The sequence below is a fragment of the Eisenbergiella massiliensis genome (assembly GCF_003435485.1).
Genome location: NZ_QVLV01000011.1, coordinates 14,655 through 41,393, shown reverse-complemented (window position 1 = coordinate 41,393; position 26,739 = coordinate 14,655). Strand labels below are relative to the sequence as shown.

16 protein-coding genes and 1 riboswitch are annotated in these 26,739 nt (G+C 50.3%); of the genes, 11 read left to right on the top strand and 5 right to left on the bottom strand.

The annotated features are described in order from the left end of the window. Positions 1-52: 52 nt before the first annotated feature. The gene (locus tag DXC51_RS16325; RefSeq protein ID WP_117544934.1) at positions 53-1,255 is read right to left on the bottom strand and encodes a cation:proton antiporter; all 1,203 of its coding nucleotides are present in this window, start codon (positions 1,253-1,255) and stop codon (positions 53-55) included. Between the two features lie 74 nt (positions 1,256-1,329). Next, a riboswitch (Fluoride riboswitch) is annotated at positions 1,330-1,403 on the bottom strand. A 35-nt stretch (positions 1,404-1,438) separates the two neighbouring features. Further along, entirely contained in the window at positions 1,439-2,938 is a 1,500-nt protein-coding gene (locus DXC51_RS16320) for a carboxypeptidase M32 (protein WP_117544933.1), read from the bottom strand. Between the two features lie 537 nt (positions 2,939-3,475). Here DXC51_RS16320 and DXC51_RS16315 point away from each other — a divergent pair. Next, complete coding sequence (locus DXC51_RS16315; RefSeq protein WP_117544985.1) at positions 3,476-7,066, top strand: response regulator; 3,591 nt, start codon at positions 3,476-3,478, stop codon at positions 7,064-7,066. Between the two features lie 78 nt (positions 7,067-7,144). Here the strand turns inward: DXC51_RS16315 and DXC51_RS16310 are convergent, their stop codons facing one another. Next, positions 7,145-7,810, bottom strand: coding sequence for a Crp/Fnr family transcriptional regulator (locus DXC51_RS16310; RefSeq protein ID WP_025489520.1), 666 nt, complete (start codon positions 7,808-7,810; stop codon positions 7,145-7,147). A 171-nt stretch (positions 7,811-7,981) separates the two neighbouring features. Here DXC51_RS16310 and DXC51_RS16305 point away from each other — a divergent pair, with 171 nt between their 5' ends. The 4 genes from DXC51_RS16305 to DXC51_RS16290 all read left to right on the top strand — a co-directional run bounded on the left by DXC51_RS16305 (position 7,982) and on the right by DXC51_RS16290 (position 16,578). Next, the gene (locus tag DXC51_RS16305) at positions 7,982-8,695 is read left to right on the top strand and encodes a 4Fe-4S dicluster domain-containing protein (RefSeq protein WP_117544932.1); all 714 of its coding nucleotides are present in this window, start codon (positions 7,982-7,984) and stop codon (positions 8,693-8,695) included. A gap of 260 nt (positions 8,696-8,955) precedes the next feature. After that, the gene (locus tag DXC51_RS16300; protein WP_117544931.1) at positions 8,956-10,233 is read left to right on the top strand and encodes an ABC transporter substrate-binding protein; all 1,278 of its coding nucleotides are present in this window, start codon (positions 8,956-8,958) and stop codon (positions 10,231-10,233) included. Next, positions 10,233-13,622, top strand: coding sequence for a response regulator (locus DXC51_RS16295; RefSeq protein ID WP_117544930.1), 3,390 nt, complete (start codon positions 10,233-10,235; stop codon positions 13,620-13,622). Before DXC51_RS16300 ends, DXC51_RS16295 begins: the two co-directional genes overlap by 1 nt. A gap of 133 nt (positions 13,623-13,755) precedes the next feature. Next, the gene (locus DXC51_RS16290) at positions 13,756-16,578 is read left to right on the top strand and encodes an ATP-binding protein (RefSeq protein ID WP_117544929.1); all 2,823 of its coding nucleotides are present in this window, start codon (positions 13,756-13,758) and stop codon (positions 16,576-16,578) included. On the opposite strand, the gene DXC51_RS16285 is transcribed toward DXC51_RS16290, so the two are convergent. Further along, positions 16,575-18,434 (bottom strand): hypothetical protein, encoded by a 1,860-nt coding sequence (locus DXC51_RS16285; protein ID WP_117544928.1) that lies wholly within the window; start codon positions 18,432-18,434, stop codon positions 16,575-16,577. The two genes, DXC51_RS16290 and DXC51_RS16285, sit on opposite strands and share 4 nt — an antisense overlap. A gap of 259 nt (positions 18,435-18,693) precedes the next feature. Between DXC51_RS16285 and DXC51_RS16280 the strand changes: the two genes are divergently transcribed. Further along, positions 18,694-19,488, top strand: coding sequence for a nucleotidyltransferase domain-containing protein (locus DXC51_RS16280; RefSeq protein WP_117544984.1), 795 nt, complete (start codon positions 18,694-18,696; stop codon positions 19,486-19,488). Here DXC51_RS16280 and DXC51_RS16275 read toward each other — a convergent pair. After that, complete coding sequence (locus DXC51_RS16275; protein WP_117544927.1) at positions 19,485-19,940, bottom strand: hypothetical protein; 456 nt, start codon at positions 19,938-19,940, stop codon at positions 19,485-19,487. The genes DXC51_RS16280 and DXC51_RS16275 overlap by 4 nt on opposite strands. A gap of 366 nt (positions 19,941-20,306) precedes the next feature. On the opposite strand from DXC51_RS16275, the gene DXC51_RS16270 reads away from it, so the two are divergent. The 5 genes from DXC51_RS16270 to DXC51_RS16250 all read left to right on the top strand — a co-directional run bounded on the left by DXC51_RS16270 (position 20,307) and on the right by DXC51_RS16250 (position 26,713). Further along, a complete protein-coding gene (locus DXC51_RS16270) occupies positions 20,307-21,290 on the top strand; it encodes a serine hydrolase domain-containing protein (RefSeq protein ID WP_117544926.1) in 984 nt (327 codons plus the stop codon). Between the two features lie 308 nt (positions 21,291-21,598). Continuing rightward, positions 21,599-22,270 (top strand): aspartate/glutamate racemase family protein, encoded by a 672-nt coding sequence (locus tag DXC51_RS16265; RefSeq protein ID WP_117544983.1) that lies wholly within the window; start codon positions 21,599-21,601, stop codon positions 22,268-22,270. Positions 22,271-22,279: 9 nt separating this feature from the next. Beyond that, positions 22,280-24,292, top strand: coding sequence for a glycoside hydrolase family 127 protein (locus tag DXC51_RS16260; RefSeq protein ID WP_117544925.1), 2,013 nt, complete (start codon positions 22,280-22,282; stop codon positions 24,290-24,292). 79 nt (positions 24,293-24,371) lie between these two features. Beyond that, a complete protein-coding gene (locus DXC51_RS16255; protein WP_117544924.1) occupies positions 24,372-25,844 on the top strand; it encodes a four-carbon acid sugar kinase family protein in 1,473 nt (490 codons plus the stop codon). Positions 25,845-25,903: 59 nt separating this feature from the next. Beyond that, a complete protein-coding gene (locus DXC51_RS16250; protein ID WP_117544923.1) occupies positions 25,904-26,713 on the top strand; it encodes a beta-keto acid cleavage family enzyme in 810 nt (269 codons plus the stop codon). Positions 26,714-26,739 lie beyond the last annotated feature (26 nt).

Genomic DNA, 26,739 nt, shown 5'->3' with positions numbered 1-26,739 from the left:
TACGCTGTACCGGAGTTTTCCGGTTGGGCAGTTGCAGCGGTAATGCCTTTATTCAGCGGCTCCTCCGGTTGAGGAGCCGTTTATACGTGGCGTCCATGCCAAAAGCCCCCAAAGGAGCGGTGATCAGAATGGAAAGCACGGCCACGGAGAGAACCAGCTTTCCGCAGGGAAGGCCCAGGGCCAGGGGGACGGAGCCGATTGCCGCCTGGACGGTGGCCTTGGGAAGATAAGCGATGACGCAGAACAGCCGTTCCTTCCGGTTAAGCTTTGTCCCCAGCAAGCACAAAAGTACGCCGGCGGAACGCAGGGCGAGGGCAAGGAAAATCATGAGAACCGCTCCCAGCCCGGCGTCCAGGGTATAGCGGATATCCACGGCTGCGCCCACAAGGACGAAAAGGATGACCTCTGCGGCCAGCCAGAGCTTTCCGAATTTTTCCGCCAGCCGTCTGGTTACGAAGGTTTCACTTTTTAACTGAAGGACACAGGCCATGCTCATGACGGCTAGCAGGCCGGAGAAGGGCAGCGTCCCCTCAAGCCAGGTTTCCAGTGCGACCAGTAGAAAGGAAATCCCCAAAACGATAATCACCTTCATGCTGTTGCGCACATATCGTTCTTTTGCATACTGCGATTCAAAAAAGAGAGCCAGCAGCCAGCCCGTCAGCGCGCCGCCTGCAATGCCAAGCAGGATGGATATGGGAATGCCGGCAAAATCCATGGCGGATACGGCGCCGCCCTGGGCCATGCCCGTGAAGGTGGAAAACAGGACGATAACAAATACGTCATCCAGGGAAGCCCCGGCCAGAATCAGCTGGGGAATCCCCTTATCGGTGCCGTAGCCGGTTTCCATCAGCTGCACCATTTTGGGCACGACCACGGCCGGGGAAACGGCGCCCAGCACTGCGCCCAGGATGGCGGCTTCCAGTAAAGTGACGCCAAGGATCCCTGGCGCCAGCAGGACAAAAGCCAGGATTTCAAAAACGGCGGGGAGGAAAGCCATAAGCACCGCGGGCCTTCCCACCTCCTTTAATTCACTGATATCCAACGAAAGGCCAGCCTTAATCAGAATGATGACCAGAGCCATTTCCCTTAAATCAGAAGAGATGCTGAGAATGGAGCCGTCAAGAAAATCCAGCACATAAGGCCCTAAAAGGATTCCGGTAGCCAGCATACCGATGATACGGGGCAGGCGTATCCGCTGGCAGATGGACGCGGCGGCCAGCCCCACCAGAAAAATAAGTGCGAGTGATGTAAGCATAAAAAATTCCTCCCTGAAGAATGTCAGATTACGGGTCGTTACCCAGCAGCAAAAAAAGCCAATGACCCTGTGAAAAAATCACAGAAGTCATCAGCTTTATCAGCGGTTTTGGCAATAGCCATGGGAGAACTTCATTCCCGGACCTTATTGTAGCATGGGGAAAAAGGAAAAGCAAGGCTTCCTTTAGAATCCGTAAATTTCCCCATACTTCTTATTGAAATAGGACAGCAGCGGCGCTGCGGAAATTTCACAGCCGCATACCCTCTGCACCGCCTGGCGGGAATTGTACAGGCTTCCGTAACGGTGGATTTTTTTATTGAGCCAGGCGGTGATTTCCTTTACCCGGCCTTCCGCAAGGATGGGATCCAGGCTTCCCAGCTCCTTTTCTATCTGATTTAAGAACATGCCGCCGTAAATGGAGCCCAGCAGATAGGAAGGGAAGTAGCCGAAGGAACCGTCGGACCAGTGCATATCCTGCAGAATGCCCTCCGCATCGTTGGCAGGACGGATGCCAAGCAGCTCTTCCATTTTATCATTCCAAAGCTCCGGCAGCGTGTCTGTGGCGGCATGGTCACGGAAAATTGCCTTTTCCATTTCATAGCGCAGGATAATGTGAAGGCAGTAGGTCACCTCGTCCGCCTCCGTCCGGATGAAGCTGGGACGGACATCATTGATCGCCCGGCAGAAAACATCAAAGGGAACGGTCTGAAACTGAGGAAGAAGTTCTCCCAGCTGTCCGTAAACCGGCTTCCAGAAATTTGGATTCCGGCCCAGGATGTTTTCAAAGAAACGGGACTGGCTTTCATGCAGGCCCATCAGGTTCACCTGCTCTGCTGCAGTATTCACAAAAACAGGATCGATATTCTGCTCAAAAATAGCATGCCCTCCCTCATGGATGGCGCTGAAAATGGCGGATAACGGGGCATCCTCAAGATAATGGTTCGTGGTCCGGATATCCCCATGGCATATGCCCATAGTGAAGGGATGCTCGCTTTCTGCCACAGCGCCTCCGTCGAAATCAAAGCCGATATAGGAAAGCAGCATATTCTGCACTTTTTTCTGGGCGTCAATGTCGTAATGGCCTTCAAGCGCCGACAGATCCGGCATGCCTGCGGCAGCTATTTTGGAAAGCAGCGGCAGCAGCCCTTCCTTCATTTCATCAAAAATCCGGTCGATGGTGGCGCTGTCCATCCCTTCCTCGTACATATCAAGCAGCACCTCATAGGCATCTTTTTCCGGTTCCATGTATCCCACGTACTGCCTGGTCATGGAAATCATTTTATCCAGCCAGGGAGAAAAGAGAGAGAAATCCCCGGCCCGCTTTGCTTCCTCCCACATCTTTTCCGATCGCGCGGAGGTGGTCACATAATCCGTATAAAAATCCTGGGGAACGCGCTGAAAGCGCTGATAATCCCGTAAACCGCGCTTTACCGTCAGCTGCATCCCTTCATCCAGCTGCGCAAAAAGCTCCGGACGGGAAAGCTCCTGCAGCATAGCCCCATATTCCTCTGATGTGGAAAGCTTGAAGGACTCGGTAGAAAAGAAGCCCAGGGTTTCCAGCTTGCTTTCCACTCCCTTTTTGGGAGCCATGGTCTGCAGATCCCAGTTAAGCAGACATACCGCCTGCTCATACTGCCTCATTTTTTTGAGATGTTCCTTAAATTTATCCAGTGTCTGATTCATAAGTGCCTCCTTTACAATGCTGTTGCTTCTTACAGTATACCAGCGCAGGGAGGCTGGTACAAGAAGAACAGTGACGGCAGAAGGACAAATCGTCTGTGGACGTTACTGTCATGGAATGAGCGGTAATCTGTGAACAGTGACCAGCCCGGGGGTAAGTGCAGGCGGGAAATAAGAATACATTGCGTTTTGCACAGGACTTCTGTATAATATAAAATAAAACATAATGTTTTACTGATCAACTGTAAAACGGGCGGCGGCCGCTTCGCCGTGAAGGTGCGGCTGAGAAGGTAAAATGGATGTAGGCGGGCAAAACAGCGTGAATTGGGGTAAAGAGCATAAAAACAAACAGGATGAATCCTGGAGTCTGGCCTGCCGTATCACGCACAGTCATTAGAATGAGCATGATGCGGAGTGGATCACGACTCTTTTTTTGCTGTGGTTTTCCGGGTTCAAAACAGGAAAAGAGGAAGAATAGGAAACGATGATGCCCCGATGGACAGAGTGCTGTTGACATGCAGTTACAGAGAGGATAAACAGATGAATATTCAAATGACGGCAGGGGAGGCGCTGCAGGCATTCTGCCGGGCCTGGTTTGTGGAACGGGATGTGGAGGCGGCTATGGCCTTTATCAGGGAAGACGTGGATTTTGTGGGCACCGGGATCGGAGAGTCAGCACGGGGCAGGGATGAGATGCTTTCCTACCTCAGACAGGATATGCTGGAGATTCCGGAGCCGTTTACACTGCTTCTTACGGAGATAAATGAACAGGTTATAGCGGAGCATGTGCGTAACCTGTCTGCGGAGGTTACTCTGAAAAATTCTGTGTATACCTGGCATGTACGCGGTTTCTTTACCATGGTAATGGAGGGGGAAGGCTGGAAGCTCCAGAGCTTCCACTTTGCCGAGCCTGCCGGCAGCCAGCGGGGGACGGAGCATTACCCGAAGACGCTGGTTATGGAGAATACCATTCGGCAGAGACAGGAGCTTTTGAATGAGTCCCTGCCCGGCGGTATGATGGGCGGTTACATAGAGGAAAACTTTCCGTTTTATTTCGTCAACCGCAGGATGCTGAATTACCTGGGCTATGCGGACGAGGCCGAATTCGTAGCGGATATTGAAGGCTGCGTTTCCAACTGTATGCATCCCGAGGATCGGGACATGGTGGAACGGGCAGTGATGGAGCAGCTGGCAGAGGATGTTGAATATGTGGTGGAATACCGCATGAAAAAAAAGGATGGTTCTTACATCTGGGTTCATGACATGGGACGCAGAGTAATGGCTGAAGACGGGAGGCCTGCGATCATATCGGTCTGCATGGATATTACGGCACAGAAGCGTGCGCAGGCGGAAGTGCTCAACCTGTATAACAACATTCCGGGAGCGGTGTTCCGGTGCCGGTTTGATGCTGATTTTTCCGTAATTGACGCCAATGACGGACTGTTTGAATTCCTGGGTTTCAGCAGGGAGGAATTCGCAGCCATGGGAAACAGGATGTCGGCCGTCATTTATCCTGAGGATTTCGATATCATGGCCGACAAGCTCAGGGAGCAGCTGAAAACAGGAAATACCATACATAACGAAAACCGCCTGATCTGCAGGGACGGAAGTGTAAAATGGATTTCCATCAAGGCGCAGCTGTTTACGGAAGAAGATGGAGAGCAGTATTTTTATTGTGTTTTTGTAGATATAACGGATGAAAAACAGCTGCAGCAGAGAGTGCTGAATCTGTATGAAAAGGAGCTGTCTTATTTTGCGGAGGTGTTTTCTGCGGAGGGAAGCATTCAGGGAAGCCTGAATGTGACTCAGGGGAGGCTGGAAACCTACGTTTCAACTTCGGAAATGGCGGTGGCCCATATCGGGGATTCCTATGAGGATACTATCCTCAGCCTGGAGCGATCAGCCATGGATCCGGAAATGGGGAAAAGGATTGGAAGCACTCTGGAACGGGAGAAGGTGCTGGCCGATTATGCCAACGGAAAAACGGATTATCACTTTGAATTCCTCCGCAGAAGCAACACCGGAAGCAGCTTCTGGGAAAGTACGAAGCTGCGCTCCTTCAGGAATCCGGAGAGCGGGGATGTGCTCCTGTTTTTCTATACCATAGATATTACGGAGCAGAAGCTTCAGGAGCAGCTGCTGAAAAGAATTGCGAAGCTGGATTATGACAGCATAACCGAAGTGGACGTCCTGCAGGGAACCCACAGGCCGGTTTCCATAGACGGCGGCGGGCGGAACATACTTCCTGCGGAAGGAGGTTTCCAGGAGGAGCTGCACAGGTTTGCCGATGCCTATATGAACGAACCTGCGAAAACGGAATATCTGAACCAGCTGGATTTCTCCAATATGGAAAGGCAGCTGAAGGAAAAGGATTCCTACACCTTCCTTGTGGAGATGAAGGATGAAAAAGGGGAGCTGCGCATTAAGCGGTTTGAGGTTTTCTATATCAGCCAGGAACTGAAAAGAATCTGCATTGCCCGTACGGATGTGACTGATGTGGTGCGTCAGGAACAGCGTCAGAAGGAGGAGCTGGCGGCCGCCCTGGTTGCAGCGGAGCAGGCAAACGCGGCAAAGTCGGACTTCCTTTCCCGCATGAGCCATGAAATCCGTACCCCAATGAATGCAATTATCGGCATGAGCACCATTGCCGCCCAGTCGATCGGGGATGATGAACAGGTGGAGGACTGCATTTCAAAAATAGGAATTTCCTCCCGTTTCCTTTTGTCCCTGATAAATGATATCCTGGACATGAGCCGTATTGAAAGCGGGAAAATGCTGCTGAAAAATGAAAAGATACCCACGGAGGAATTCCTGGTAGGCATTAATTCCATCTGCTACGGACAGGCGGAGGCCAAGGGCGTGGAGTATGAATGTATCGTGGATCCGGTGCTGGACGATTATTATATCGGGGATGCTATGAAGCTGCAGCAGGTGCTGATCAATATTTTAAACAATGCCATCAAATTTACTGGCGAGGGCGGTAAGGTGACCTTTTCCGCATCCCAGCGCAGGAAAACAAAAAACGATGCCATGCTCCGTTTTATTGTCAATGACACGGGAGTGGGGATGGGCGATGATTTTATCCCGCATATATTTGAACCCTTTTCCCAGGAATCCACAGGAACCACCTCCCTTTACGGAGGCACGGGGCTGGGGCTTGCCATTTCGAAAAATATCGTGGATATGATGGACGGGAAGATTACCGTACGCTCCATAAAGGGAATCGGCACGGAATTCATAGTGGATGTAAAGCTGGGGATTACCGAGGAAGAAAAGCTGCGCCATAACCAGAAAAAGCATGATTTTATTTTTTCCCATCTGAAAACGCTGGTGGTGGACGACGATGTGGCCGTCTGTGAAAGCGCGGTAATGACCCTGCATGAAATGGGCATCAGCGCCGAATGGGTGGACAGCGGCCGGAAGGCTGTTGAGCAGGTGAATACGCTTTGGAGCCAGAACCGTTATTATGATATGATTCTTATTGACTGGAAGATGCCGGACATGGACGGTATCGAAACCGCCAGGAGGATTCGGAGCATAGTAGGTCCGGAGGTGACCATCATCATCATGACGGCCTATGACTGGATTTCCATTGAACATGAAGCCAAGCTGGCCGGTGTTAATCTGCTGATGAGCAAGCCCATGTTTAAGTCCTCGCTGGTTTCCGCGTTCACCAAAGCATTGGGGGAAAAGGAAGAGCAGGAAGAAAAGACACAGGTCATTGATTATGATTTTACCGGAAAACGGGTGCTGCTTGCAGAGGACAACCAGATTAACACCGAGGTGGCGGTGATGCTTCTGGAAAGCAAGGGCTTTACGGTGGATACCGCGGAGAACGGACTGCGGGCTATGGAAATGTTCAGCAAGTCCCCGGAAGGCTATTATAATGTTATCCTCATGGATATCCGCATGCCTCTGATGGACGGCCTTACGGCGGCAACGAACATCAGGCATCTGAGTAATGCAGATGCCGCGGCAATTCCCATCATTGCAATGACGGCCAATGCCTTTGATGATGATATTGAAAAGAGCAAGGCGGCGGGTATGAATGCCCATCTGGCCAAGCCCATTGAACCGGAGCGTATGTTCCAGACGCTTTATGATTTCATTTTTGGAAAAGAAGATTATTAGTAACAGGCAGCGAAAAGCGCCGGGATTGAGGCTTCACGGAATCCCGGCGCTTTTCGTGCGGTCGCTGCGCATCTGCGGCTACGGCTGATTGTCCCGGATGATAAAATGGTTCTTGTTTACCTTAAGAAGCCCGTCCTTCTGCATTTTACCCAGCTCATTGGACAGGGCGCTGCGGTCCACGCTCAGATAATCTGCCAGCTGCTGGCGGTTGAAGGGAATCGTGAATTCACTGCTTCCCTGGGAGGACGCCTGGAAGGAAAGGTAGGACAGAAGCCTTCCGCGGATTGATTTGGGAGAGGTATGGAAAATCCTGCGGGAAAGAATCAGATTTTTCTGTGCCGAGATGGTGAGCAGGTTCCGGATCAGCCTGCCGTGATACTCACAGGCGCCAGGGCAGGTTTGCAACACTCTGGCGGCGTTCAGGAACAGGATTTCGGAGTTTTCCGAGGCAGTTACGCTTACCTGCATGGGCTCTCCCGGGATGCAGGCATAGGTTTCCGCAAAAATCATGCCCTCCCCCACGCTGTCCAGCAGGCTTTTATTCCCCCAATGATCATCATTTTCTATCTGCACACGGCCGGAAAGCACCAGTCCGATTGCATCCACCGGTTCGCCGGCATGATAAACAGTGCTTCCTTTTATATAGTGCTTCTGTTCTGCGCCAAGGCAGGAAAGCATTGCCTTGATTTCTTCTTCCGTATTTCCCCGGAATAACAGAGTTTTTGACAAAAATTTATAATTCAAAAAAATTTCCTCCATTTGTTGTTTTAACAACATACATGTTGGAAGGATTGTATTATACTTACTCCAGAAAGTCAAGTAAAGAGTTCCCGATGTGATAGCTAAGAATTCCCGGCGTGACAGGCCCATAGGTAAGCTGCTGCGATCCGGGAGTAATAAAAGGAGGCAGGAATTATGGTAAGAAAAATTATTCATATTAATGAAGAAAAATGCAATGGCTGCGGTCTTTGTGCTGCGGCGTGCCATGAAGGTGCAATCGGAATGGTTGATGGCAAGGCAAAATTGCTCAGGGATGATTATTGTGACGGACTGGGAGATTGCCTTCCCACCTGTCCCACAGGAGCGATTTCCTTTGTGGAGAGGGAGGCGGCTGCCTATGATGAAGGCGCGGTCCTGGAAAATAAAAAGAAAAAAATGCAGTCAGAGGGCGGGGCTGTTTCCGGCGGCTGCCCCGGCAGCAGGGCAAGGGAGCTTGACAGACAGGAGACGCAGCAGCCTGAACATGCAATGGAGGCTGTTCCCTCCCGGCTGCGGCAGTGGCCGGTACAGATCAAACTGGCGCCGGTGAATGCCCCTTATTTTGACGGAGCCAGCCTGCTGGTTGCCGCGGATTGTACCGCGTATGCTTACGGCAATTTCCATCAGGATTTTATCCGCGGTAAGGTGACCCTTATTGGCTGCCCCAAGCTGGACAGTGTGGATTACAGTGAAAAACTGACGGAAATCATCCGTCAAAATGACATCAGGAGCCTGACTATTGTAAGGATGGAGGTGCCCTGCTGCGGCGGTATCGAACACGCGGCGGTGACAGCCCTGAAAAACAGCGGCAAATTTATCCCCTGGCAGGTGGTAACGATATCCACTGACGGCCGGATACTTGAAAAATAAAAGGAAAAACAGGGTGGGAACCATCGGCAGCCTTCCCTGTCAGGGTATGTTTCCCGTTTTGGAGTCTGATACCGTTCAGGTATCAGGCTCCTTTTTGGTATTGCGGTCCTTTTTGCCGTCCCTTTTGGCATAGATGTCCCTTTTGGTATAGATTGCGTAAATAAAACTTCTGTGATAAAATAATCTAATGCAAACATGGACAGAGTTTGAGGGGAAAATGTAACTTCTGTTCCATAAAACATAAGGAAAGGAACAGATAAATGAAAAATAAAGGAACAGCAAATATATGCGCAGCGGTTTTGGCATGCATTTTTATTCTGGCGGGCTGCGGGAACGGCAATCAGGTGGTGAATTATGAGGAGACAGACCGGGAGAGCATTACGCTTACCTTTTTTGGAAATAAGTATGAACCGGAGAACGTTCTTATTATAGAAGAGATCATATCGGATTTTATGAAAGAAAATCCGGGTATCAGGATATCTTATGAAAGCCTGAAGGGGAATGCATATTATAATGCGCTGGAAAAGCGGATGGCGGCGGGAAAAGGCGATGATGTGTTTATGGTCAACCACGATATTTTGCTGGAACTGAAAAACCAGGGGCTTGTGGCTGATTTATCCGGGCTTGGCACGATTTCAAATTTTACGGAGAGTATGCGGGGACAGATGGAGGAGGACGGCAGGATATACTGGGTGCCAACCACCGTATCCATTTTCGGGCTTTACTGCAATCTGGATCTTTTGAAGGAGCATAATCAGAAGGTGCCGGAAAATCTGGGAGAATGGATGGCGGCCTGCGAGTATTTTGCGGGACAGGGAATCACTCCTGTGATTGCCAATAATGATATTTCGCTGAAGACGCTTGTAATCGGCAGGGGATTTTACTCCCTGTATCAGGAGAAAAGGGAAAAAGAAGTATTTTCCAGTCTGAACAGCGGTGAAGAGGCATTGAGCGATTATCTGGAACCGGGCTTCCTCCTTGTAAAAGAAATGATTGATAAGGGGTATGTGGATGCGAAGAAAACGGTGGAAACCAGGAAGACATCCGATGATTTACAGGAATTTACCAAAGGGGAAGCCCCTTTTATGCTGACCGGGGCATGGGCGGCAGGAAGAGTGGACGGGATGAAACCGGATTTTTTATTTGAGGTGATTCCTTACCCTGTACTGGAGGATGGTTCTCTGCTGGTAATCAATGCGGACACAAGGCTGAGTGTTAACGCGGGCAGCGAACATAAGGAGGAGGCCATGAAATTTGTGGAATTTTTTACAAAGCCTGAAAATATAAGCAAATTTGCAGATCAGCAGTCCTCCTTCAGTCCGCTGGAGGGAGGGGAGCCTTCATCGGTGAAAGAAATACAGACTCTGATACCGTGCTATCAGCAGGGCAGGACCGTTATCGGGACGGATGCATTTCTGGAGGTACCGATATGGAACCTGACTGCGCAGGCAGTACAAAAGCTTCTTGCGGGAGAACCGGAGGAGACGGTGATGGACTGGCTCGATGAACAGGCCGGTGAAGAAAGGGGAGCGGAGTGATGAAAAAAGAGAGGGCCGTAGGCAGCAAAATAAAATTCGCTCTGGCTGCTGTTTTTGTCGTCACTGTGCTCAGCACTATGACCTTGCTTTTTGTGCAGGGAGTGAAAAAACAGCTATGGGAACAATCGGTAAGCACGATTATCGAAAGCACAATGCAGGGCTGCAATACGCTGCGTATACAGCTGGAGGATGAATATCAGTCCATGGGGACCGTTGCAGGTTATATGAAGGAATTTTCTTCGCAGCAGAAGGAAGAACTGCAGCTGGCGCTGGAAAGCTATGCAAAGACGGATCAGGGTGCGGCTTTGTATCTGTCTGACGGCAGGGTTCTACCGGCAGGGACGGGGAAGGATGAAGAAGCCCAAAAGCAGCTTTGGAAAACCAATAAGAAGGATGGGATTATAAATCCGCATATAAGCAGCGTCACAGGGGTGAATGTATTTGACCTGTTTGTCCGGATCGATTTGCGGGACGGTGAGACGGGGTTCCTTGTGAAGGAATATGAAGTGGAAAATATTGTGGACAGCTTTTCCCTGTCATTTTATAATGATGCGGGTTTTTCCTATGTAATAAATACAACCGGGGACGTACTGATTCGTCCGCCCCATCCCAACAGCAATAAGACGGTCCAGAACCTGTTTGATATGCTTCTGGTCACTCAGAACAGCGAGACTAAAATCCGGGAGTTTGCCAAGGCCCTGGAAGATTTCCGTACGGGCTGGGCTGTATTTGCATATCAGGAGGAGCAGATGGTATTCTGCTATACGCCGCTGAAGCTGCAGTCCGACTGGTATCTGATTTCCATCATTCCCAGGAATGTGGTGGAGAAGCAGACGAATGAAATCCTGATGCGTACAATGACGCTGATAGCCAGCATTATTCTTGGGATTTTCCTGCTTGTGGCATTCTATGTCCGCTATGTGAACAGGACTGACAGAAAGCTGGGCAATCAGGCGGAATACATAGGGCATTTATATAATGCGGTGCCGGAAGGGATTGCCCTTATCACGCAGGAGCAGCCGCTATGCATTCTGCAATTGAACAGGGAGGGACTCAGATTGCTTGAATATCCGGAGGATGCGCAAAACGACGCGCCCAAAGGCAAAGCCATAAAGGATATCGTCCACCCGGAGGATTATGAGCAGACGATAGGTATTTTCAGGGATACAGCGGAGAATGACAGGAAAAACAGGTTTGAAAACAGGGTGATGCGCCAGGATGGTACCTGGTTCTGGTCATCAGTCATAGTGGAGAAGATGAAGGATCCTAACGGAAATCCGGTTCTGATCGCAACCTTTCATGATATTACGGAGGAAAAGCTGGCCAAGGAAGCGGCGGAAAGGGCGAAGCTTCAGGAGCGTCTTACGCTGGTCGGGGCGATTTCCAATGCCTATCCTGTGATTATCAGCATAAACCTTACCAGGGATACACTCAATTTTATCTATGTCAAGCCGGATCTTATGGTTGATTTGGGTAAGCAGAAGTCGTACTCTGAACTGTTTGAAGCTATGCTTCCCACCATGTATCCTGACGCGCAGGAAATATTCAGAAACCGTTTTTTAATGGAAAACCTGCGGAATGCGCTGGGGCAGGATAAAAATGAAATCTATCTGGAAGCAAAACAGCTGATGGCGGACGGGAAGTATCACTGGGTCTCCACGCAGATCATTTATGTGGATAATCCATATTCGGAGGATAAGCTGGCCATTCTCATTTCACGCAGGAATGATGAACAACGGTATGAGGAAGAGCAGCGCAGGCAGGCGCTTCAGAGCGCGCTGGACAGCGCGAGGGCGGCAAGCAGCGCCAAGAGCCAGTTCCTGTCTAATATGAGCCATGACATCAGGACGCCTATGAATGCGATTGTGGGAATGACGGCAATCGCCACGGCCCATCTGGATGACAGGGACCGTGTGGTGGAATGTCTGCGCAAAATCAGCCTGTCCAGCCAGCATCTGCTCAGCCTGATCAATGATGTGCTGGATATGTCTAAAATCGAAAGCGGAAAGCTGTCGCTCAGGGAGGAACCCTTTAACTTCGCGGAGCTGGTGGCGGATGCGGTGGAGCTGGTACGGCCTCAGGCGAATGCCGGTCATCTGAATCTGGAAATCCAGTTTACCATGCTGAAAAACGAAAAAGTAATCGGAGATCCTCTCCGTATCCGTCAGGTCTGCATCAATATTCTGAGCAATGCAGTGAAATATACGCCGGAGGGAGGAAGCGTTCTGGTGGAGGTCAGACAGGAAAACAGTACGCGCAGGGGATACGGGAATTATATTTTCCGGTGTGAGGATACCGGTGTGGGAATGAATGAAGAATTCCTGAAAAAGCTGTTCCAGCCCTTTGAACGTGCGCAGGATTCCACTATCAGCAAAATTACGGGAACCGGTTTGGGAATGGCAATTACTAAAAATGTGGTGGAGATGATGAACGGCGACATCCTTGTGGAAAGCTGTCCCGGGAAAGGCTCTGTCTTTACGGTAACTATGCCCATGCAGCCGGAAAATGCCCAGGCTGAGGAGGTCCCCGGGGAATGGATCGGCGTTCACAGCCTGATTGTGGATGATGACAGGCAGACGTGCGAAAATGCTGCGGAGCTTCTGGATAATATGGGGCTGCGCGCAGAGTTTGTGACGGATGGCAGAACTGCCGTGTCCTGGGTAGTGCAGGCCAGGGATACGGCGGACCCTTATCAGCTTGTTATCATCGACTGGAAAATGCCCGATATGGACGGCGTGGAAACTGCAAGGCGTATACGCAGTGAAGTGGGGCCTGATATCCCGGTCATCATACTCACTGCCTATGACTGGGCGGAAATAGAAGGAGAAGCCAGGGAAGCCGGGGTGACGGCCTTCCTTGCCAAACCCTTTTACCGTTCCAAAGTATGTTATCTGCTCAGTGAGCTGAGTGAAGACAGGGAAGGTACGGAACCTGTACGGCCCGGCTGGAAGGCAGATTACAGGGACAAAAGGGTTTTGCTGGCAGAGGATAATGAAATCAACCGGGAAATCGCCAGGGAGCTTGTGGGAGAAAGCGGCGTTGTCATTGAGGAGGCCTGTGACGGAGCGGAAGCGGTCAGGATGGTGCGGGAATCAGAAGAAGGTTACTATGATCTGATACTGATGGATATCCAGATGCCTGAAATGGACGGCTATGAGGCAACCAGGGAAATCCGTGCCCTGGAACGGCGGGATGTGAAAAGACTGCCGATTGTAGCCATGACGGCGAATGCATTTGCAGAGGATGTGCAGGCGGCCTGCCGGGCAGGGATGAACGCCCACCTGGCAAAACCGATCGATCTGAATGAGCTGGAACGGATACTGAAACAATACCTGTCGGAAGGGAATGCTATGGAGGAAAGACCCGGGAAGGGAGTAGGAACAGTGTAAAATAACAGTTTTTTTCTATTATATTTCAAAAAAAGTAACGATATTTTGAGAAAGGATAGAAAGAATTTCTGATCCGTGTTACAATATAAAACACAGACTGAACGAAATGTAGTGAAATGGAAGGAATATCAATATGAAAAGGCCTGTCAGATTCCCGGGAAGAAATAAAGGATGGCTGCTGCTTGTCATGCTTCTCATAATAGAAATGCTTTATCCCTGTATAAATATTCAGGCAAAGGAGCCGGAATCGGAACTGGTGCTGCGCGTGGCCTTCCCTGAAGTGGATGGATTTACGGAAATCGACAGGGAAGGCAACCGTCACGGTGTAGTAGTGGACTATCTGAATGAGATAGCCAAATATACCGGATGGAAATATGAATATATTCCTACGGACAGTGAAAGTATGACCGACAGATTCCTGGCGGGCGAATTTGATCTGATGGGGGGCACCTACTACAGAAAAGAGTTTGAAAAGTTTTTTGCCTATCCAGATTATAATTCGGGCTACACCAAATCAGTGCTTCTGGCGCGCCGGGACGATATGAGCATTAAGGCCTATGACCTGAAAAGTATTGAAGGAAAGACAATAGGCGTATATGAGCGTGCGGATGAGAATATCCGGCGTCTGAAGGTATATCTGGAAAGCAACAATATTAACTGCAATCTGAAATATTACACCAGCGAACAGCTTGTGGACGGGAAACTGTATGTATATCTGGACAGAGGGGATGTGGATATACTGCTTGGCAATAATGTGGATGATTCCATTACCTACCGTATTGTCACCGAATATGACTCCCAGCCTCATTATATTGTGACCAATGTGGGAAACCAGGAGGTGCTGGACGGGCTGAATATGGCGCTGGCGAAAATAATGGATTCCAATCCCAACTTTGCCGAAGAACGCTATAAGGCCAATTTTCCGGACGGCAGCATTGCAGGCATTATCCTGAATGAAGAGGAAAAAGAATATATCGCGCAGAAAAAGACGGTTTCCGTTGCGGTAGTGGAAAACTGGCATCCTCTGTTCTGCGCGCAGACGGATAATGATCTGCATGACGGTATTATATCAGATGTCCTGGGTGCCGTAGCCGGATTCACCGGACTGGAATTTGAGTATGTGTATACGGACAGCTATGCGAAGGCACTGGCTATGGTACAGGAAGGAAAAGCGGATATGCTGGGCGCGTTCATGGGAAACGAAGAGGAAGCCGCACAGATGGACCTGGCGCTTTCCGCTTCCTATGCTTCCCTGAACGATATCCTGGTAAGAAATAAGGCGGTCAGTTACCCGTCGGAAGGTCTGGTCGGCGGTATTATAGAGGGGCGGGAAATGCCTAAGGAAGTAGCCGCCGCCGAAGTAAGGTATTTTAAAACCGTACCTGAGGGCCTCATGGCAGTCAACAGCGGTGAGATTGATTTCTTTTATGATCTTTCCATGAGAATGGAGCAGGAAATACAATCCCATCATTTTACCAATGTGATCCCGAATTCCCTGATTAACGACAGAAACGATATGTGCTTTGCCATGAAGAGCCCGGCCCAGCCGGAACTGCTGACTGCCGTCAATAAGGCGCTCAACAGTCTGACAAGCGATCAGAAGGAAAACCTGGTAAATAAAAACATGATATCCGTCGGCGTAAGTGAGTTTTCTTTGATTGATTTGATTTATGCTAATCCTGTTATGGTGGTGGCGGTGACGATCTGTATTTTTGTCCTGCTGGCGGTGCTTGTTATTGTAGTAGCACGATCCAGGGTCCATGCTGCGGAAATGCACAGCAGCCTGGAAAAGGCAGAGGCGGCCAATCGGGCCAAGGGAGAATTCCTCTCCCGGATGAGCCATGAAATCCGTACGCCAATGAACGCTATTGTGGGATTGAGCGATTTAACCTGCATGGAGAAGAACGTTCCCGAAAATATCCGTGAGAACCTGGGGAAAATACGTTCCTCCTCCCATTATCTGCTGAATCTTATCAGTGACATCCTGGATATGAGCAGGATAGAGAATGAAATGATGACAATAACCAGCGAACCTTTTTCCATGGGACGCGTGGCGGATGAACTGAAAAGCATGATGACTGCGGAGGCAGGCAGACGAGGGTTGGAATTTGTCCTGGAGGATGGGATAAAGGATGATATTCTCTCCGGGGATGCCATACGGCTGAAGCAGGTGCTGATGAATCTGATTTCCAATGCCTTCAAATTTACGCCGGCAGGCGGCAGGGTAATAGTGCGAATCAGACAGACCGGGGAAAAAGAGGGGAAAGCGGAATACAATTTTCAGGTAATCGATAATGGAGAGGGTATCTCTGAAAAGAACCAGAAGCGTATTTTTGAGGCTTTTGAACAGGTGGGAACCAATTATTCCAAGAGCCAGGGAACCGGCCTGGGCCTTGCCATCAGTAAAACAATTGTTAAGCTGATGGGCGGGGAGCTGAAGCTGAAAAGCGAACAGGGAAAGGGCAGCGAGTTCTATTTTACAGTGGAATTTCCGCTTGCCATGTTGGAATCGGAAGAGGAAAAAGAGGAAACGCCGCAGTCTCTGGGAGAAATCAGGATATTGCTTGCGGAAGATAATGATCTGAATGCTGAAATTGCAGAGGAGCTGCTGCAGATAAAGGGAGCGCAGGTTTGCAGGGCTGAGAATGGCGAAACGGCGTTGAAAATGTTCCGCGACAGCAGTGAAGGCGAATTCCAGGTGATTCTCATGGATCTCCAGATGCCGGTAATGGACGGGCTGGAAGCATGCAGGGCCATCCGGAAGCTGGAACGGGCGGATGCGGCGGTGATTCCCATTATTGCCATGACTGCGAATTCCTTTAAGGAAGATGCCGATGCGGCTGCGGCGGCAGGGATGAACGGCTTTGTTACAAAGCCGGTGGATGTGGATTATCTGTATCATGTTTTGAACAGGGTTATGAATAAAAGCAGGCAGAAGCCTCAGGCCGGGGATTAACCCCAGCCCGGCAGTTCCGTGAAAAGCTGTGTTTCAGAAAAGAGCATCCAGCCCTTTTCGCTTCCATCGGTGCGTTCCATCTTTACAAAGATGAGTTCTTCCGTACAGGGAGCCAGGGCCAGACAGTACATCTGGTCTCCGGGATCCAGTATAAAGGACGGTACCCCGGAAGGCTGATCTTCCGGTGAATCAAAGAAGGGCAGCGCCGCCTGTGCTGTATAGACAAAGGGTTCTCCATACATCCAGGGGACTTTCATCTCATATTCGTCCTGTTGTAGCTGAGTGAAGCCGTTATCGCTGCAGCGGAAGGAAAGCTTTACGTAATAGCATCCAAGACCATTTACGAATACCGGTGTGTCGGCCCAGACAGAAAGGGTGCCGTCACCCGGTATTTTTATGTAATTTCCATATCCCTCATCCCAGGATGAGATGCGGTAAAGATTTCCGGTGCCGTTTAAGACGGAGGTCTCCGCCAGATCGCCAAGCTCTTTGAGCGCGTCATTTTCATAAGACAGAAGCTTCAGCATGAAAATGCAGTCATTTTCTTCCTGTCCCTTCAGAACCAGTTCCTTTTTCCCATCGGCCGCGTCCAAATCTGTTACCCAGACATAATATCCTGCGGCTCCCTGCTTCAGACTCCAAACCTCGCGTCCGTCAATCTCAATGCTGATGCCCTCCGACCGATACGATTCCTCGTCATAGTCCGTCTTGAAACAGATCATCTCCGGCAGGCCGTCTCCGTTCAGATCGTACCATGCATTCTCGTTTGGCTGCAGGGCTGCAAACAGGCCGTCCTGTCCATTGTTTTTCTGATCCCAAAGGCTCTGCAGGGCATTCTGGCCGCCAAACCAGTCCGCTGAGACGATTTCTCCGATTAAGGTGCCTGACAGCCCGTCGTTTTCCGATATGACAGCCAGACTGCCGTCTTCCATAGCGCAGGCAACGGTTTTATTCAGTGAATTATCCGTCATGTTTACCTGGATGAGACCATTCCCCCGCAGCCAGATTTCGCGTATCCAGTAATTCTCTGCCTGGAAAGGGGCAATGCAGTCCGCGGCGCCTTCCAGGGCCAGAAATTCCTCCTGGGTGAGGGGACAGGAACCGTACTCATGAAAAGCGCCGCCGGCATAGTAAAAATAGCAGGGCTTATAAGAATGGCCGGTGCCGTCGGTTCCCCCATCGAAGGAGCTTTGGGTCAGGAAAAAATTGTCATTTCCATCCTTTGTCAGGTTCATTCCCTTCCCTGAAAGGACAGTTTCGTAGGGGCTGCCGTCCTGAATTCCCCAAAGAAAGGAGAGGGTGGAGCTGGCGCCGTCTGTTTCCACGTACCAGTAGCAAAGGCCATCGGCAGTTTCCAGGACAGCGCTGCGATCCTGAAAATATTCAGGCTGATCCCCGACAGTTTGGCCATCCGGCGTCTGCCTTCTGGGAGTCAGCTGCTGCGTCCCCCCTGCGCCGGCAAACCAGATATGTCCCTTCAGATAACCATCCTGCCTGGTTCCGGTAAAGGCAAAGGCCTCCCGGACTCCGTCATTATCATAATCCGCACAGTCGAACAGTAAAACCTCTTCTTCCGAAGCCTCCTGCAGGGCGGCCAGAAGAGACGAGTCCTCTTGTGACAGGGCTTTCCCGCCGAAGCTTTGCCCGGCGTTATCTGTCTGCGCGCCGTTTTGTGTTTCGGACACGGCATGGCTGCCATCCTGGCTTTGCGCGCCGGAAGCTGTTCCCGCGTCAATAACCGGATCCGCGGCATTATCCGCAGGCAGGCCGCACCCGCCAAGAAGGGTGACGCTGAGTAAGAACGCGGTGGCAAGACTGGTAAGGGCGGGAACGGTTATAGGGGTATTTTTTTCCATAGATGCTCCTCCTTTGCTGAGGAAGGTGGTTTCCGGCAGATGAATGCCGTTATTAATTGTTCTGATTTTATGTTATATCCTGGAGCGGATTTCCGCAAGATGTCCGGGGAAAAATTAAAGAAATCGTAACTTTTGAATTTTCGGTGTATTTTCACAGTTTAAAGAGTGGCTAAGATCGCAGATACGTAGTATACTGGTTGCATTGAACAGCCCTGGCTTTAATGGATAAGCGCAGGAAAATGCGCGGATGGGAGTAAATATGACGGAAACAGATGTAAACCGGCTTTGGGAAAAGCTGGCCGGATGCCCCGCTGTGGAAGCGATTGCGCTCGGCGGATCCCGGGCAACAGGAAAAGCGGATGAAAAATCCGATTATGATGTATATGTTTATCTGCAGGGAGAATTCCCGGCCTGTGAGCGGGAAAAATTACTGAGTGAATTTTGTCCGGTTATGGAAATCAACAATTATTTCTGGGAGATGGAGGATAACTGTACCCTGGGAAACGGAGTGGATTTGGATATTATTTACCGGAGGCTGGAGGATTTCGCAGCGGGTATCCGCTGGGTGGTACAGGAAGGGAATGCTTCCAACGGCTATACCACCTGTATGTGGCATAACCTGAAGACCTGCCGGATTCTTTATGACGGCACCGGCCGCCTGACCGTGCTGAAGAAAGACTTCGATGTGGAATATCCCCGGGAGCTGAAAAGGAATATTGTGCAGCGGAATATGAAGCTGATGAACGGCGTCCTGCCCTCCTATGACATGCAGATAAAAAAAGCGCGGCAAAGAAGGGATCTGGTAAGCATCAACCACAGGACGGCCGCATTTCTGGAAAGCTACTTTGATGTTATTTTTGCATTGAACGAAATGACGCATCCCGGTGAAAAACGGCTGATACGGCTTTGCATGGATCAGTGCCATATCCTGCCTGCCTGCTTTGAAGAGAACCTGGAGGGGCTTTTCACCCATATGTTTGACGGGCAGGGGGAAGAATATCTGTGCAGGCTGGTAAAGGAGCTGCAGACGGTTTGTGCCGCCCAGGGCTTCTAAAGGCCCGCTGACTGTTCTTTGATATATGCTTCAGCTTCGGCTGCCGTGAGCCTTCTGATTTCTGTATGGGGAAATTCTCTGTATTCAGGCCTTTTGTAAACGGGCCGCATTGCAGTACAGGATTTTCCCCTGTTCTTTTCCAGATATTCCTTCAATGTAAATTCATCTCTGAAAATCTTAAAGGATTTCCTTCCATTGGAAGCTGTGATTTCGTATATGCCGCAATTTGTTTTTTCGGTGGCATCTGCTGTCCGCAGGTAGAGCTTTGCTGTTTCCGCTGATTGAAAGGGGAAATTCCATCTTTGCAAGCCGTTTTTTCCCGTTTTGTTGATGCAAATGCATCTGCCGCAGGTACCGCAGATGTATTGCAGATGATTTTCCAGGCAGTCCCGTGGGTTTTGCAGCGGGGTTGCTCTTTTTTTGTTGCTGTAGCATTCCGGGCATTCAGTCATATTTTTTCTCCTTTAGTAGGTTATATTAGTGGGATGTAAGGGGAAGCAGGTTCTTTTTTTGACAGGCGGGAAAGCCGCCGGAATGGATTAACAGCTGTATGCACTATCACTCCACAGTTAAAGTATAGACTCAGACATAATGGGAGTGTCAAGAAGAAAATAAAAAATATAAAATTTATTACTAATACGTATTGATTTTGATTTCTTATCGATTTATCTTCTTTTTAAGGATATCCTTCAAAACAGGGAAGGAGGAAGTCTATGGCGTTTATGCCGAAAAATAACAGGCCAAAAAAATAGAGAACATATTTATTAAATAAGAAGAAATTAACTGCCCGGCGCCGGGCGGTTACAGAGGATTGATATATGAATGAAGAAAAGATAACGGCATTGGAGAAAAAAATTCAAAAGGAGCATGGCAATATTGCGGGCATGGTGGTTCTGAAAGACGGCAGGACGGTATATGAAAATTATTTTAACGGCTGCGGGGCCGATGATACCATCCATGTATTTTCGGTGACAAAGAGCATTGTTTCCATATTGGCGGGCATTGCCATTGACAGGGGATATATTGGGAGCGTTGCTCAGAAGGTACTGGATTTTTTCCCGGATTACACGGTGAAGAGGGGAGAAAAAACGATACAGACGATTACGCTTAAGAATCTGCTTACCATGACGGCCCCGTACAAATTCAGATCGGCGCCGTACACCAGATTTTTTTCCAGCGAGGACTGGGTGATGGCGGCCCTTGATTTACTGGGAGGAAGGAAGCCGGCGGGTGAATTCCGGTATATGGAAATGATAGGGCCGGATATTTTATCAGGGATCCTTTCCAATGCAACGGGGCAGCCGGTGCTTGATTTTGCCAGGGAGGCTTTATTTGAACCGCTTCATATTGCCGTTGCTTCCAACATTGTTTTATATACTCCGCAGGAGCACGTGGCATTTATAAAAAAGAATTGTGCCAGCGGCTGGGTTGCGGACGAAAAAGGACATAATACGGCGGGCTGGGGGCTTACGCTCACCGCTGTGGACATGGCAAAGATCGGACAGCTGTATCTGGACGGCGGGAAATGGGAAGGCAGACAGATTGTTTCAGAGGAATGGGTGGCGGAGAGCACAGCGGAACACAGCCGTTGGGAGAAGGAAAAATTGTCTTACGGATATCTGTGGTGGACTGGTATATTGAATGGTTATGCCGCCATGGGAAACAGCGGGAATATCATTTATGTTAATCCTGCGGATAAGATGGTGGTTTCCATTGCCGCACTGTTTAAGCCCACTGCCAAAGATATTATGGAATTTATTGAAAAGGATATTAAGCCATTGTTCTGTGGGGCCGAAGGGTGAAACAAAGGGTGTACAGGTGCTTGGAAGAAATAAGAAAGAAGCCCGATTGCCTGAACGGGTGCGGAATCTGTAAAATTTACATGGCAGTCTGAAGAATTTCATATATTTTTTGCCGGCTTCTGCTTTTATAATGAATGATAGGACGGATATCTCAGAACGGCGCGGATGAGGAACTGTTTCCGGAAAGACGGATACCCTGCCGGGGAAGGCGGGGTATACGGTCTTTGCGGGATACACGGGAAGCGTATGGTATTTTTTCTGCGGGCCGTGGGAATAAAGGGTTAAATGAAGAAGGGAGTTTTATTCATATGAAAGCAGCACTTGTTTATACGAGTACCACACCGGAGCTGATTGAACTGGTGGAACGGGAGGTAAGAAAAAATATCGGGGAGGAAGCGGAGCTTTTGAGCCTGCAGAATCCGGAGATATTGGCTATGGTGAGAGATGCGGGCTATGTGACGCCCAGGGCGGCGGCAGAACTGATTTCCATGTATATGGACGCGGTAAAACAGGGGGCGGATGTAATTCTGAATATCTGCTCCTCCGTGGGGGAGGTTGCTGACAGTATGCAGGCGGCCGCCGCTTATCTGGGGGTCCCGGTGGTAAGGATTGATGAAGAGATGTGCCGGGAGGCGGTTCGCCGCGGCAACAGAATCGCTGTGCTGGCAACGCTTCCCACCACGCTTGAGCCTACGAAGAATACGGTTCTGCGTGTGGCCAGAGAAATGGGACGTCAAGTGGAACTGGTGGATGGTCTGATTGACGGCGCATTCGGCCTTGATCAGGACAGCTTCCGCAGGTTGCTGCTTCAGAAAGCGGCGGAGATTAAGGAGAAAGCGGATGTAATCCTTCTGGCGCAGGGCTCCATGGCCTATGTGGAAGAGGATATTTGCAGGGAGCATGGAATCACAACCCTGTCAAGCCCCGGATTCGGAGCCGTGGAACTGAAAAAAGCACTGGAAAAGAAAGGCTTGTTATAGGAGGAAGATATGCTGACAGATACCAGAAAATCACCTAATGCCAGACTGCAGGGAATTCCTTTTTCCGATGTGGAGTGGACGCATGGACTGTATAAGGAGCGTTTTGATACCTGCGCCGGTTCCACGGTACCCCATTTGCAGAATATGTTTGAACGCAGGGAAGTCAGCCATGTGCTGGAAAATTTCAGAATTGCGGCAGGGGATGCGGACGGGGATTTTGACGGAACCGTATTTGGGGACGGAGATTTCTATAAATGGATGGAAGCGGCTGTTTATACGGCGGTGCGGACGGATAACAGAGAGCTCCTTGCGCAGCTGGAGGATTATATTGCACTTATCGGCAGGGCGCAGCAGCCGGACGGCTACATATCCACCAAACAGATTATCGGAGAAAGAAGCGGAAAGGCTTCCAGGCTGGGGGACATTAATGATTTTGAGGTCTATAATTTCGGTCATCTTTTTACTTCAGCCTGTCTTTATAAGCGGCTTACCGGAAGAGACAGCTTTCTGGAGATCGCAGAGAAGGCGGCGGAGTATCTGAATAGGCTGTATGCGGAAGCGGAAGAAAAGGGCGAGGTGCAGACTGCTGTGTGCCCTTCCCATTATATGGGATTGGCGGAGCTGTACCGGACCACAGGGAATCCGGAATATCTGGCTCTTTTAAAGAAAGCAGTGATGCTGCGGGATTCTGTAAAGGAAGGAATGGACGACAACCAGGATCGCCTTATGCTGAAGGCTCATGATAAGATTATCGGGCATGCGGTACGCGCCAATTATCTGTATGCAGGTGTAGCGGATTTGTGTCTTGAGGAAGAGGATCCGGAGCTTATGGAGGTGCTGCATAAGGTGTGGCGCAGCCTGGTGACACAGAAGCTGTATATAACAGGCGGATGCGGCGCGCTTTATAACGGCGCTTCCCCTTATGGGAACTTTTTCGGCCACCAGCTGGTTCATCAGGCCTATGGCTACGAGTATCAGCTTCCCAATGTCACGGCCTATAACGAAACCTGCGCGTCCATCGGCGGTGTTTATTGGGCGTGGCGTATGTTCTGTCTGGAAAAGAAGACGGAATATGCGGATGTGCTGGAACGTATGCTGCTGAATGTTAACCTGGCTGCTGTCAGTATGGACGGAAAGCGTTTTTTTTATGAAAATATGCTGCGCAGGGCCAAAAAGCTTCCTTATGAGCTTATATGGGGGCAGGAAAGGGCGGAGTATATTTTGAGCTATTGCTGTCCTCCTAACCTGGCCAGGCTGATGGCACAGATGAGTGAGTATGCCTATGCGTTGGACGAAAGCGGCGTATATACGGTTCTTTACGGCGCGAGCCGGGCAAGGATAAGCCTGCCGGGAAGAGGGGAGGAGGCTTTCATCCTGATTCAGGAGACGGAATATCCGTATGATGGAGCTGTGCGTTTTACCTTTGAAAAGGAGAGGGAGCAGCAGAGGGAGCTTAACGGTTTTGCCCTGCACTTGAGGATTCCGGCCTGGGTGCGCAGCGCAAAGCTGCGGCTTGGAAACAGGACAAATGGCAGGGAAATCAGCCTTCAGACGCTTCGACGGGAGGATGCGGGGACGTATCTGACCGTTTGGGTGGATAAGCCCCAGGAAACGGAGGTGCTTCTGGAGCTGGGAATGGAGGCCAGGCTTACCTGTGCCCATTCCCTGGTGGAAGAAACGGTAAACCAGGTGGCTGTTGAGCGGGGACCTCTTGTGTATTGTATGGAAGGAATGGATGCACCGGTGGAAACCATCGATGATCTTTTTATCCCCTCGGATATCTCTTTACAGCCGGAGCTGTTTGAAATTGGCGGGAGAACTGTGACAGCCCTCACCGGAACCTTCCTTAAAAAAAGGACGGATGGAAAAGATGGCTATGACAGGCAGGCGCTGTATCAGGATTATGTGGATCGGGGATATGAAAAGATAAAAGGCAGGATGATTCCCTACTTTGCATGGGATAACCGTGGAATGGATGAAATGCGTATCTGGATGCCGGTTACGGACGTGCGTTCATTATAAATGAGAGAACAAGGAGGAGAATTCCTCTGCACGCCAGAGGACTCGCATTTTTCCTGGCAAAACAATTAGGAGGAATAAAATGGGACAATATCATAAACTGCCTATATCGGTCCTGGATACCTTTCCCGGGGCGGATGCGGAGGCGGTGCATGGACTTTTTCTGGAGGAATTAAGGGATTTCCACCGGAAAATCGTGGTGCTGGATGATGATCCTACCGGGGTCCAGACGGTTCATGGTGTATCTGTTTATACAGATTGGGAACAGGAAAGCCTGATGGAGGGAATACAGGAGGAAAACAATATGTTTTTCATCCTGACCAATTCCAGAAGCTTTTCTGCACAGAAGACCGAAGAGGAGCACCGGCTGATTGCAGAAAGGTCGGCAAAGGCCGCGGCTGCCTGCCATAAGGAGCTGCTGTTTGTTTCCAGAGGGGATTCCACGCTGCGTGGGCATTATCCTCTGGAGCCGGAGGTGCTTAAGGAAACGCTTGAGGAACAGAACGGGAAGTCTGTGCACGGACAGATACTGTGCCCTTTCTTCCTGGAGGGCGGGCGGTTTACCATTGACAGCATCCATTATGTGAAGGAAGGCGATTGGCTGGTGCCTGCCGGACAGACGGAATTTGCAGCGGATAAAACCTTTGGGTATAAAGCCTCCCATTTGGGAGAATATCTGGAGGAAAAAAGCGGCGGACGTTACCGGAAGGAGGACGGCATTTATATTACGCTTTCCCTGCTACGGGAGCAAAAGCTGGCGGAGATTACTGAGCTTCTTATGCAGGCGGAGAATTTCCGGCCGGTGTTTGTGGATGCCATTGCCCAAAGCGATGTGGAAGCCTTTGCCGTCTGCCTGCTGCGTGCCATAAAGGCAGGAAAGGAATTCATCATCCGCAGCGCAGCGGCGGTTCCCAAGGTGCTGGGAAACGTAAGCGACAGGCCTCTGCTGGGGCGCAGGGAGCTGTTAGGCGGAGTGGATGCGGGAATGGAAAAGGGGGAAAAATGCGGGGAGACCTCTAACTATGGAGGCATCGTACTCATTGGTTCCCATGTAAAAAAGACAACGCAGCAGCTGGAGGCGTTGAAGGATTCCGGTGTCCCCGCAGAGTTTCTGGAGTTCAGAGTGGACGCCTGTCTGCAGGAGGGCGGCCTTGCCGGGGAAAGGGACAGGATAATAGCCGAAGCGGAGCGGGTAATGGGGCAGGGTAGGACCGCGGTGGTTTACACCAGCCGGGAACTCCTGGCGCCGGAAGGAATGGACAGGGAAGATATGCTGAAGCTTTCCGTAGAGATTTCTGATGCCGTAACAGGAGTAATTGCCGGTCTGCACCGCAAGCCGCGGTTTCTGATCGCAAAAGGGGGAATAACCTCCAGCGATGTGGGGACAAAAGCCCTTGGAGTCCGCAGGGCCAGTGTGCCGGGGCAGGCGCAGCCGGGGATTCCGGTTTGGAAGACCGGGCCGGAAAGTAAGTTCCCGGGATTGTCTTACATTATTTTTCCGGGAAATGTGGGAGATAAGGATACGTTGAAAAAAATTGTGGAGCTGCTGGCTTAAAATATATATGACAGATAACTGTGGAGAAACTTAACAGTTACGATTGGAGTAAAAAGGATATGAGAAAAGTGATTATTTCGCTGGCACCGGTGGAAGCGGAGAAGGCGATAGATAAGGAAAAGCTGGTGGAGGATGTCGTGCGGTGCGAACAGGCCGGAGCAGCTATGTGCCATCTGCACTGCAGACGGCCGGATGGGTCTTTGACACCGGATATTTCGGAGCTTACGGATACCTTTGAAAGGATTGCTGAAAAGACGGATCTGATCATTCAGGCTTCTACCGGAGGGGTATCCGATATGAGCATTGAACAAAGGTGCAATCCTCTGGATTACTGGAGGGTAGAAAGCGCTTCATTAAACGGCGGAACCACGAATCTGGGAGAAGCGGTTTATATAAATACATTTGAGGACATCAGATACTGCGCAAAGGCGGTATATGAGCGGAAAATCATTCCGGAAATCGAGGTATTTGATATCGGGATGATTTATAACATCCGTATGACACAGGCGCAGGTACCTTACAGGGAGCCTGTTTTATATAATCTGGTATTTGGACACAGGGGTGGAATGCAGGCGAATATGGAATGCCTCACCGCCTTCCTGGCGGCGGTGCCGGCAGAAGCCAGATGGGGCGTTACCCACTATGGAAGAGATAACTGGGATTTCCTGGCAGCGGCTATTGCCATGGGCGCATCGGTGGTGCGGATTGGATTTGAGGACAGTCATTATCTTGCGCCCGGCCGTACCGCCGCCTGGAATTATGAAGAAGTGGAAAAGCTTGCCGCTTTGATCCGGGCGATGGATCTGGAGGTGGCGTCCCCTGCACAGGCAAGGGAAATCCTGCATATTTTCCCCACGGGAAAGAGATAGAGTGACCGGAATGACAGGCCGGATAA